Genomic DNA, 11,826 nt, shown 5'->3' on the forward strand with positions numbered 1-11,826 from the left:
CATTGTTCATGGTTTTAGCGAAATTAGCAAAAACCCCCAGTCAGAGGTTATAATAAACCATCCCGTTGTAACTCCTCAATAATCTGTAACCCCCGCGGATCACCGACTCGTAATAACGACGATTTGGCATCCTCTCGCACCCCCACATCCTTGTCTTCTTCTAAGGCTTCAATTAAGGCATCAATTGCTCCGGCATACACTGCATTGGAAGGCATTTCTCGACACAACTGACCTAATGCCCAAGCACAATTACTGCGAACGGCGGCGACTTGATCATGTATTAGGCTTTCAATCACAGGCGGAACCGCGCGAACAACCACATCATACCCGACTTTTGCCATTTGACCGAGAGAACTGGCGGCCCACAACCGTACTGCGGGAATATCGGTTTTCAACGCATCAACCAATGGAGTTAAGGCCCGCTGATCTCGACAATTTCCCAAGGCCCAAACGACGCCTTTACGAACATAACCATTCCAATCTTGTTCGAGTTGCTCAATTAACGCTTCGACTGCATCGGGGCTAGGGTTTCGTCCTAAAGCATAAGCTGCACTCACCCGAATTAACGGACAAGCCTCTGTCAATAAATTAATCAACGGCAGAACTGCCCGTTCATCTTGAATCTCACAAAATGCCCTCGCTGCAATCATCCGGCGTTGCGATTCCGGTGATTTGAGCAACGGCAACATTTCCTCTGGATCGGGCTTGGGAATTTCTGATTCCTCCATGTGATCCAGGGGACTTTCCCAGGCTTCTGGGCTATGAATTACACTAAGCTTCTCATCCTCCATATCATTAATTTACAGCACGACGGTCACATCTGAGCCACGCGATCGCAAATTTCTTACACTTTATTGATCAGCCAGGGACTTCAGCATCGAAATGGACTGAGTTTGATAACCCAATTTCTGATAAAGATTCAGTGCGGGTTGATTATGGGAGAAAACTTGTAAGCTCATTTGTTGATCTCCTCGTTGTTTCGCCCAGTTTTCGGCTTGAACCATTAAAGCTGAACCAATTCCCCGACGACGATGTTGCCGATGAACATACACCAGAAAAATATGAGCAATCCGTTCACCCTGTACCTGATCAATAGCATTTCCCATCCACAAACAAGCAATCGGCGAAAGCGTTCGTAATGGAGAGGAATAAACGGGTGTTTCTGAGGACTTTTGATCGGCGATAACTTCCACCCACCACAGAGGCGTTTGGGCGCTAAAATACTGCTCAATGGTATCGGCTAAATGGTTAAAGTTGCGCTCCGGATAGAGTTCTCGATAAGTGCGAGTCATAAACTTCAACAGCAACGCCCGATCCAAACGAGAACCCGAACGCAATCGATAACCGGGAATGAACCGATCAGACACGAATCGTATTGAGGAAAACTTGAGCTTGTTCTCCCATCGGACTCATTTCACTGACGGGTGCAGGTGCCGCTAAATCACCCGGTAAAAAGATGCGGGCGCTGACTGCAACCAAAGCCAATAAAAAGATCAAAACCGCCAACAAAGGCGCAATATATTGACGAAAAATAGCCATAGGATTTTCAAGTTCAGCCGGAGAATGCTTTGACAATTGTAATATATTTTGGGTGTAGTTTTCTACTGATAATCCTCTCAATCGTGATCATCGAGTCCTGGCCTGGGTGTGGGTAAGATTCGAGTTTTACTCAATTGACGCAAGACTACTCCGCCCCCAACGGCTAAAACCAGACAAACCCAACCGAGGGTTTCTTGCAATAGTAAAAATCCACCCGCACTTAACAGCGTCCCTAACAATAATACAATCGCTGCGATCGCCTTTTGTACATCTAACCCCAAATCTTGATCCGGAGGTAAACCCGTTTTCAGGCGTTGTTTTGTCCATCCTGGCCCACCCGGTCGAACCTGGCGATAAAATGCTTCTAAAGTTTCTTCAGATTCGGATGAAGTCAACAGCAAAACCGTCACCCACAAAACCGTCACACAAGCGGTAATAAACATAATCCGCAAGCCAAAATCTTCGATCTTAAAAAGTGGAACTACGCTCGTGATCATCCCCACAAAAAAGCTAGCGACAATGGCAGTTAACTCGGCTGCTGCATTAATTCGCCACCAAAACCAGCGCAAAATCAAAATCAATCCCGAACCCGTACCAATAGCAATGACTAACCGAAAAACCGTCGCTACATCCGTTGCTAAAAATGCAGCACCCGCCCCTAAAATAGTCACTAAAACCGAAGACAATCGCCCGATAAAAACCAATTGAGTTTGAGACGCATCAGGTTTAATAAAACGTAAATAAAGATCATTAGTAATAAAAGAAGCCCCCCAATTAATCGAAGTAGAAACTGTACTCATAAACGCCGCCAACAAAGAAGCGACAACTAATCCTAAAATTCCCGGAGGCAAAAAATCCAGCATTAATCGGGGATAACCTAACTCTTTATCTTCTAAATCTGGATAAAGAACTATCGAAGCCAACGCCACCAAAATCCACGGCCAAGTTCTAATGACATAGTGCATAATATTAAACGTCCAAGCCGCTTTTTCCGCTTCAGATTCGGTTTTTGCGGCTGCAAATCGTTGGACAAATTCACCGCCCCCATCACTTCTTCGCCAAGACCACCATTGAATAAAAATATAGGCAAAAAAGGTGCTGGCTGTAATTCCGGCTGTTTTGCTAAAGCTAATCAATCCATTTTCCCCACCCAGAGAAACCGGAAGTATAGATAAAATATCTTTGTCAGGAGAAGCTAGAGGAACTTTCGCTACTAATTCTCCAATTCCGCCCACACTATTTAAAGCAAAATAAGCAACAATTATCGCCCCAAATAAAGCCAGAAAAAACTGAAAAAAGTCAGTCGCAACAACTCCCCACAATCCAGCTAATCCCGCATAAAATAAAACAAAAATACTAACCCCAATCACACTCAAAAGTTTGAGATTGCCTTCCGTTGCTTCAATTCCTAATGCTTGCCAAATATTCAACGCCTCTACCACTTTTACCATTGCTAACATAGCGTAACCAATGGCAATACAATTCATCGGAACGGCAAAAATAAACGCTTTTACTCCCCTTAAAACAGCACCCATTTTGCCCCCATAACGCAATTCGGTTAATTCGGCATCGGTGAGAACCTCTGAACGTCGCCACATTCGCGCAAAAACGTAGACCATGATAATATGAGAGATCCCAAACGTCCACCATTCCCAATTTCCGGCAATTCCTCGATTAGCAACCACTCCGGTAATATAGAGAGGAGTATCAATCGAAAATGTTGTTGCTGCCATACTAATTCCTGCTAACCACCAAGGAAGCGATCGCCCAGAAACGAAGAAATCAGCAAGACTTTTGGAACCTTGACGAGACAAATACAACCCCATCGCCATCGTCAGGATTAGGTATAGTAAAACAATTAACCAGTCAATCAGTTGCATGAGTTTGGAGAGGAAAACAGGGAAAAATTATAGTAAATCTAAGGTTTCCAGTCTACCTCTGAATGCCTCTTTTGTAAAAGTCTTGCTCGACGAAAACCGACTCAAGTCGAAAAAAACTCTAAATTTCTATGGTAAATATTGCGCCTTTCGGTTGATTATCTTCCACAAAAATTTTACCTTGATGGGCTTCTACAATCATTTTACAAAAGGCTAAACCCAAACCAATTTGTTTGATCTGGGACATTTCGGTTCCGATCTCAAATTTTTCAAAGATACTTTCTCGCAATTTTTCGTCAACTCCCCAACCTTGATCTTTAACTTGAATTATCGCTTGAACTGATGGATCTTCAGGGTAATCTAGGGTAATAATAATCAAACTCGGTTGGGGTGAAAATTTAATCGCATTTGAAAGTAGATTATCAATAACTCGTTGAAATAAGTTGATATCTAGGAGTAAATAACGTTCAACATTGGGGTATTCTGTTTTAAATTCAATATTTTTCTGCCTGGCGATCACTTCAAAGGCTCTAATCGCACTTTGAATGATTACTGTTAAATCAACAGAATTTAGATTCATTTGAAAAAACCCCTGTTCTAGCTTTGAGATTACTAAAATATCATCAATTAAATCTTGTAACCGCTCTCCAGATATGAGAATTTGTTCGATCTTTTTATAGTGTTTTTCTGGAATATTAGCGCGAGTCAAAAGATCTCCTAAAAGCAGAATGTTCATAATAGGACTTCGCAAGTCATGAACAATCATTGCTGACATTTCCTCTCGCAGTTTCAGTGTCGAATTGAGGGTATCGTATTGTTGTTTAATTCGCAGCATAGAACGAACTCTCGCCCGCAGTTCCTCCTTATTGACAGGTTTACCAATAAAGTCATCAGCGCCCGCCTGTAGACACCGCGCGAGATCTTGTTTAGAATTAAGAGCCGTCACCATTACAATTGGAATATGACAAAAATTGGGATCAGATTTAATTTGTTTACAAACTGCAATCCCATCTAACTCTGGCATCATTACATCTAATAAAATCACATCAGGCTGTAATCGTTCTATCCGGTTTAAAGCCTTTTTACCGCTATTTGCATAGTTTAATTGATAATTTTCTGGAAGCAAGAAGGCTTCAATAACTTCAAAGTTACTCGGTTTGTCGTCTACAACTAAGATTTTTTTAGATCTCATTTTTTTGATTAATATAAGTATAAATATAAGTGAAAACAAAACTTAAATGTTGTTAGCTTATTCACCTAATAGCTGTTCTATTTTATCGGATAAGTTTTTTAAACCAAAAGGTTTTACTAGACAATCATTCGCTCCAGCTTTTAAACAGTGTTCTCGATCTTCATCTCGTTTGAAAGCAGTTAAAGCTAAAATTTTAATTTTAGCCATTTCGGAATCAGCTTTGATTTTACAAATGACTTCTAGTTCATTGATTTGGGATGTTTTGATATCGATTAAAACCAATTTAGGTTTTTGTTTTTTGGCGAGTGTAACCGCCTCTAAACTATCTTTAGCAACGATTAACTGATATCCTTTAAACTCAAAATAGTCTTGAATAGTATCAACATTCGCTTCATTGTTATCAATAATTAAAATTAAGGCTTGAGTTTCTTCGAGTTGATTTATATCACCAATATTTGAGAGGTTATTATTTGATTTTTCAGAGTGATTATCTTGGGTTTTATCTGCACAATATTCAACAGAATCAACTATATTTTTAGAGTAATATTTATCATTATTTACTAAAGGGAGGGTAATCATAAATTGACTTCCTTGACCTAATTGACTCTGAAGACTAACTTGACCTTGGTGCATTTCTACGATGCGTTTTACCAATGCCAAACCCAATCCAGTACCCGGATAACTTTTTGATAAACTACTATCAATTTGAACAAAAGGTTTAAAGAGTTTGTCCTGATATTCAGGAGCAATACCAATCCCTGTATCAATTACTTTAAAATAAATCATAGATTCCATCAAGTTAGGCTCGACAATTAAACTGACTTTACCTTGGTTTGGTGTAAATTTCACGGCATTACTCAGTAAGTTCACTAAAACTTGACGTAAGTGACGTTCATCTACTTTAATATTAGTTATCTTCTGAGTAATTTGCAAGCTAAGTTTAATATTTTTCTTAAAAGCTTGAGGTTGAATCAAGTCAAAGCTAGAGTTGCACAGGGCTTCAAGATTCACCCCTGTGAGATTTAACTCTAATTTTCCTGCTTCTATTTTGGAAAGATCAAGAATATCAGTAATCAGTTCTAACAAATGGTTTCCACTCCGTCTAATTGTTGAGATCGGATGAGATTGTTTAGACTTGAGCGGTTCAAAAACTCCCTCCTCTAACGCTTCAGACAAACCGATAATTGCATTTAAAGGAGTTCGCAACTCATGGCTCATATTCGCCAGAAATTCATCTTTTAAGCGAGTTGTTCGTTCAAGTTGAATATTAGTTTTTCTAAGGATTTCTTCGGCTTGTTTTCGCTGAGTAATATCTCTCGCTTCTACGATTAAAAAGATTACTTTTCCGGCTTCATCTCGCAGGGGACGGAGCAAAAAGTCAAGGGTTATTGCATTTCCTTGAAGATCAAATGTCTCAATTTCATCGCGGATAAATTCTCCTTGAGCCGCTTGAACAATAAATTTGCGAATTTTTTCTTGAGTCCGATCCGAAGCCCTTTTACACGTTTGAATTTCCCAAAACGGACGATTGATCACGGCTTCACGACTAACATTTTCCCAATCTAAAGCCGTTTGATTCAACTCTAGGATCATACCATCAATAGTTAATAATCCGGTCAGTTGAAAGGTGTTGTTAAAAATCGCTCTAAACTTTTGCTCACTTTCTTTGAGTTTAGCAGTTCGTTTCTGAACTTGTTCTTCTAACTTCTGATTGAGCTGTCTTAAGTTTTGATAAAGTTGAGCTTGTTGAATACCAAGAACAATTTGAACGGAAAGTTCCTCTAGAAGTTCAATTTCATTCTGTTTCCACTGGCGAAAATCGTCACATTGATGAGCAATTAATAATCCCCAAACTTTTGAATGTTCTATTTTTCGGGGGTTAATCCCTTCATTTCCATTTCCACTGAGAGTAATCGGAAAAATTAGATTAGCTTTAATTTTAAAACGTTCTAACATTTGGATATGACAATCGCTATATCCAACCTGATAAATATTATGATTAGCATGGTGTTTTTCCCAAGTATGATTACGATTTTCCCCGATATTACAGCTCATTTCTTGAGATGAAGTCTTAATCGTCGTTGGCCATCCTTCGCCAACAGATTCAGCAACAACTTGACCCTCTTGACTGGATTTAAACTGATAAACAACAACCCGATCACAATTTAGAAAAGAACGCACTTCATTGACTGATACTTGTAAAATTTCGTCTAAATTTAAAGATTGACGAATCCGCAGGGCGATACTTGAGACTAACCGACGTTGTTGTTGGCTGCGTTCAATTTGCTGAAGGAGTTTAACTCGTTCAAAAACACTATCAATCGTTTTAAGTAGACTTTCAGCCGTAATATTTCCTTTGACTAAATAATCTTGAAAACCACTTTTCATCGCTTGTACAGCAAGTTGTACATCTCCTTGACCCGTCAGCATGATCACCGGAATTTCTAAACTTATTTCTTCTCTTAAAATTTCAATCAGTTCTAGTCCATCTATATCGGGTAGAAGAAAATCCATGAGAACGAGATCAGGCTTTATTGTTTGAAGACTTTCCAGTCCTTCTTCTCCTGTTTCTACGCTGATAACCTCATAGTTGTATCGTGAATCTTTACTCAGATAACGACAATACATTTCTTGGTCTGTGAGAGAATCTTCAATAATCAAAATGATTCGCTGATTTGATACTTTGATCATAATTTTCAGGCTAAAATTCTATCTATTTTGAGAGTAAAAAAAATTAGGTTTTGCTAACTTTACCAAGCGACTCTTTAGATCTATTCTTCATAGTCAGGAAGAATAACCGAGTTAAACCAATAGAAACTAAAATTTTCAATAATTTTTTTATAAGATGAAATTCCCAGCGGTTTTTGAATGTAGCTGTTGACTCCATTTTGATAGCAAGCTTTAATATCTTTATGGTTAGAAGACGTTGTAAAAGCAACAACCGGAATTATTTTCAAGTTTGGATCTTCTTTGATTTTAGCGATCACTTCTCGCCCATCCGTCCCCGGTAGATTTAAGTCCACAATAATGAGGGCGGGAGTTGCTGTCTCTTGTCTGTCTGCGTATTCTCCTTGATAAAAAAGGAAATCAAGAATATCATCTCCATCGATAAAGCGATAAATTGGATAAGAAAAGTTGGAAGTTTTCATCAAACGCATAAAAACTTCAAAGTCTTCATCATTATCTTCTACAATGAGTAGATAAGGAACAGGTGAGGATTTAGGCCGAGGGTTTTTCATTGAATTGAATTACTCCTAGCTATTGAGAGTAAAGTAAAAAGTGCTTCCTTCTCTATATTGAGATTCTATCCATATTTTACCTCCATGACGGTCAATAATTTTTTTAACTATTGTTAAGCCCGCTCCTGTTCCTCCACCATAACGATCTCGACCATGCAAACGCTTGAAAATTTTAAAAATAGCATCGAGATGTTTTTCTCGAATTCCAATTCCATTATCACGAATATAAAAAGTACAAGGATGTTCTGGAGTTTTTAAACAACCAATCTCGATCAGCTTGGGAGAGTTATGATTATATTTAACTGCATTACTAATTAAATTTGTAAAAACTTCTTCAACCAAAATGTGATCGCCCGAAATCACAGGTAAAGAGTGAGGAATATTAATTTCAATTAATTCATTAGGTTGACTAATCCTTAAAACTTCACTGACATTCTTCACTAATAAATTCAAGTCAATCGGCTGACGATTGAGTTCTTGGCGGCCTAAGCGGGAAAAGTGTAGCAAAGTATTAATTAAATCTTCCATACGTTGGGTCAATTTAATCAAGGTTTGAAGTTTTTGACGACCTTCATCATCTAAAATATTTTCATAATCTTCCAGCAAAAATGTTGAGTAGTTGTGAATGCCTCGCAACGGTTCTTTGAGATCGTGAGAGGCAATGTAAGCAAAAGAATCAAGTTCATCATTACTGCGAGTGAGTTGTGAATTCAATTCAAAAAGTTCGGACGCACGCCGCAAAACAAAATTAATAATTGAACTTTTTAATTCTTGAGCATTTTCGATTTCACAATCTTGCCACGGTAATGATTTTAGTCTGACTGTTTCTTGCCATTTATTAAAGGATTTTCGAGGAAATACCGTTAAACTACCATCCGCTTCAATTTGCGTCGGTTTATCAGGATTTCCCGCCCAGTTAACGCTTTGAATCACTTCTGGACGAAACCATAGAATATAATTGGCTTGAAGTTTAGTAATCTCTAAAACTAACAATCCACTTGCCCGATCTTTAAAATTTAAAGCCGAAGGATAAACTTTAGGTAAAGAATCTGTGTGGTAAATACTGCCGTGGATCTGAAGTTTTATCCGATCAATTAAATTTTTAATTTCGTCTTCATTGGGAGTCTGACCTCTACATTTTAGGTCGCCTTCTAGATAAATAGCAACTCCCGTCGCATTAACCAATTGCAGTAATTTATCTTCTAGATTTAGCAGCACATTCAACAAATCATCTGAACTTGATAGTGACGAAGTGATTTGAGATTGAATATTTTTCAGATAGATCTTATAATCTAAATTGTCATTTTGCTCCTTGCTTATAATTTGCAAAGACATCACTTGTCCTAAAAATTCGCAAGCTGTGCGGATTTCATAAGGAACATACTTAGCAGATGACTCGTGATGACAAGCGACCAATCCCCATAATTTGTTCTCTTTTAGCAGAGAAATAGACATCGCCGCTTTCACCCCCATATTTTTTAAATATTCCATATGAATGGGAGAAACACTTCGCAGCACAGAAAAACTCAAATCTAAAGGCTTTTGAGTCAGGGGATTGTTTTCAGGAATCAACGCCACAGATTGATAATTGACATCGGGAATGAGTCGCAAATAGTTTAATTTATAAAGTTTGCGAGCGGGTAAAGGAATATCGGTGGCGGGATAATGCAGCCCCAAATAGGGTTCTAATTCTTCTAATTTATCCTCGGCAATCACGTGACCAGAATCATCCTCATTAAACTTATAGATCATCACCCGATCAAACCCGGTAAGCTGACGAATTTCCCCGACAATGATAGAACAGAGTTCTGGCAGAGTTTGGGCTTGTTGAAATAGAGTAATCGTCCGTTTTGTGAGCCTATAGAAGTAGGGAAATCCTTCGTCGTCTTGATGACTTGGAGGTTCAAGTTCTAAGATAACTAGACCCTGATAATAATGTACAATACCGTCAAAAAGTTGAGCTTGAGGCCGAGATTGAACGGAGAGTGGGATGGGGTTGAGAGATTCAAAGTTTCCAGATAAACCTTGACGAACGGCTTCTATCTGTTCGGAGTTTAATAGATAATCTAGAGGTTTTCCTAATAGCTCATCGGGTAAAAAACCAAGCAAGTTTTCTACATTCCGACTGAGTTGGACAATTTTCAGATCGGGTTCCTGGAGACTTAAGAGAATCCCGTGAGGCTGAATTGAACCCGGAATCTCGATCTGTTCGCGATCGCAATTGGTTAAATCAACATTTGTCGCTGTAACCGTTTCATTCACAGCTATTGCCCTCTGTTTTTAAATTTAAGTCTGATTGATCAAAGTTTTGATATTGTCATTATATTATACATCATAAGTTGTTGTGCATTTAAACTGCATTTATTGCATTACTTTTATTTTTTAACTTTCTCTCCTCTTTAATAATGAAATCTCCTTCATTTAAAAGTTTATGCAAGAGAGATTCTAGTTGTTCAACGAATTCAAACAGACGATGCAGCCCAATATTCTTGATTCTGAATGCCATACTAATTCAGCACTGATTTTTATATATTCTTCTCCGGTATCTTTCTGATAGAATCTTAAAAATAAAAAAAACGATACATATGTTCAACGACAATTCTAATATAAACTAAATCCCGATTTTCTTTTTTGTGTTTTTGGGAGAGTTCTTTTTTTTGCTTTTTATGAGGAGTTTGACTTGATTTATGAAGTTTTTGAATCCCTTGATATCCTTGATCCCCCAAGCAGATGATTTTTTCAAGAAAAGATGAAATGTGGTCTTATGTAAGATCGAAAGCCAAAAAACAATGGATTTGGCTTGCAATTGACGCGACTACACGAGCGTCTTATTAGAGTATATATTGACGATCTCGCTCCTGCCTATCAGCAAAGCAATTGTGGTGATCGCTTCGGCCTGTGTACCGTCAATGTGTATTTGTTACACTGATTTTTGGGGAGCTTCCCAAACAAGTAAAACTCGCGTAAACGCCACCGTTCAGTTGGCAAAGACACTGGTTATACAAGTTATATTGAACCGTCAGGTTCTCTTTAATTAAATTCAAGAGCTTGCCTGACGGCGCATTCCGCGAGATTCAATAACACTTGACGTCAAATAATTTCCCAGATCGGTACATAAAACTTTATCATCCTCAAAATCCATCGACAATCACATCGGTACAGTTTGGTATTTTGTTCATCACTATAATGCTAGTTTACGAACTTAGAGCATTACTATACATTACTACCAAGAGTTGAGGTGGAAATCCCTTGAAATCAGTTAACGTGATGAATTAAAATTCATTCTATCCCCGAGATAAATTCCGGGTTATCGTGTTTGAAGTCTTGGGAAACCACCTCATTGAATGGCTTGATTAATCTTCGGATTCAAAGACTGTTTGACTGGGGTTAATCAATGACTCTAATTGAGCTTTTGATAACGATTGAATTGGATAAGCAACTGCAACAATCTCAGAAATTTTAATCAACCAAACTGTGCGTTCGTATGGCTCATCTTCCCAACCTTCTTCTTCAGAGGGAATATACAGATTAACGAGTTCCAAAAAATCTTCATCAAGAGCAGAGGGAATACCAAAAAATCTGCCACAAGATGATACGACCTGCACTTCATTCCCCTGTTGGAGAGCCTCCTCTAGTCGTTGATAGAGAAGATTGGGTTTTGGGTTGACCTTCTGTGAGAAATTGCTCACTGTTTAACTTGCCTCAGATCAGCATATGGAACGACTATCTGTATTATATTACATATATAATACATTTTAAAACTAAAGTCAAGGTTCATTTCTATTATCTCATAAATTTCTTTAAATGTTTCATAATTAATTATAAAGTTTAGACGACCCATTGGGCCGTCTGGGTTGGGTGAAATCAAATCGAGTCGTCGTGACGTGAGGTTAATATTTAGTCTTCATCAAGTGCCGGAAATGCTTCTTCTAACATCCACAATTTATTTTTATTTTCAATAAACCAACTTCGTGTTTCC

At 38.3% G+C, this 11,826-nt stretch carries 11 protein-coding genes; 1 reads left to right on the forward strand and 10 read right to left on the reverse strand.

The window, feature by feature from the left end; all coding sequences use genetic code 11:
* Positions 1–47: 47 nt before the first annotated feature.
* The 9 genes from M595_RS20480 to M595_RS33035 all read right to left on the reverse strand — a co-directional run bounded on the left by M595_RS20480 (position 48) and on the right by M595_RS33035 (position 10,603).
* Entirely contained in the window at positions 48–791 is a 744-nt protein-coding gene (locus M595_RS20480) for a HEAT repeat domain-containing protein (RefSeq protein WP_023068337.1), read from the reverse strand.
* 60 nt (positions 792–851) lie between these two features.
* On the reverse strand, positions 852–1,367 hold the full coding sequence (locus tag M595_RS20485; protein WP_023068344.1) for a GNAT family N-acetyltransferase: 516 nt from the start codon (positions 1,365–1,367) through the stop codon (positions 852–854).
* Positions 1,360–1,539: a DUF8624 family small hydrophobic protein gene (locus tag M595_RS20490; protein WP_040484419.1), complete on the reverse strand. Its 180-nt coding sequence runs from the start codon at positions 1,537–1,539 to the stop codon at positions 1,360–1,362. The genes M595_RS20485 and M595_RS20490 overlap by 8 nt, the downstream gene beginning before the upstream one ends.
* Before the next feature lie 77 nt (positions 1,540–1,616).
* Positions 1,617–3,419, reverse strand: coding sequence for a sodium:solute symporter family protein (locus tag M595_RS20495; protein ID WP_023068335.1), 1,803 nt, complete (start codon positions 3,417–3,419; stop codon positions 1,617–1,619).
* Between the two features lie 118 nt (positions 3,420–3,537).
* Positions 3,538–4,608, reverse strand: coding sequence for a hybrid sensor histidine kinase/response regulator (locus tag M595_RS20500; RefSeq protein WP_023068352.1), 1,071 nt, complete (start codon positions 4,606–4,608; stop codon positions 3,538–3,540).
* 57 nt (positions 4,609–4,665) lie between these two features.
* Complete coding sequence (locus M595_RS20505) at positions 4,666–7,299, reverse strand: response regulator (RefSeq protein WP_052001823.1); 2,634 nt, start codon at positions 7,297–7,299, stop codon at positions 4,666–4,668.
* 80 nt (positions 7,300–7,379) lie between these two features.
* Complete coding sequence (locus tag M595_RS20510; RefSeq protein WP_023068354.1) at positions 7,380–7,847, reverse strand: response regulator; 468 nt, start codon at positions 7,845–7,847, stop codon at positions 7,380–7,382.
* 15 nt (positions 7,848–7,862) lie between these two features.
* Complete coding sequence (locus tag M595_RS20515; RefSeq protein ID WP_023068326.1) at positions 7,863–10,109, reverse strand: ATP-binding protein; 2,247 nt, start codon at positions 10,107–10,109, stop codon at positions 7,863–7,865.
* A 299-nt stretch (positions 10,110–10,408) separates the two neighbouring features.
* Positions 10,409–10,603, reverse strand: a complete 195-nt coding sequence (locus M595_RS33035; protein WP_152983602.1) for a transposase family protein — start codon at positions 10,601–10,603, stop codon at positions 10,409–10,411.
* On the opposite strand from M595_RS33035, the gene M595_RS33040 reads away from it, so the two are divergent.
* On the forward strand, positions 10,578–10,682 hold the full coding sequence (locus M595_RS33040; RefSeq protein ID WP_083492855.1) for an IS1 family transposase: 105 nt from the start codon (positions 10,578–10,580) through the stop codon (positions 10,680–10,682). The genes M595_RS33035 and M595_RS33040 overlap by 26 nt on opposite strands.
* Before the next feature lie 518 nt (positions 10,683–11,200).
* On the opposite strand, the gene M595_RS20520 is transcribed toward M595_RS33040, so the two are convergent.
* Entirely contained in the window at positions 11,201–11,536 is a 336-nt protein-coding gene (locus M595_RS20520; RefSeq protein ID WP_009783543.1) for a hypothetical protein, read from the reverse strand.
* Between the last annotated feature and the right edge of the window lie 290 nt (positions 11,537–11,826).

The organism is Lyngbya aestuarii BL J (assembly GCF_000478195.2).
Lineage (GTDB): Bacteria > Cyanobacteriota > Cyanobacteriia > Cyanobacteriales > Microcoleaceae > Capilliphycus > Capilliphycus aestuarii.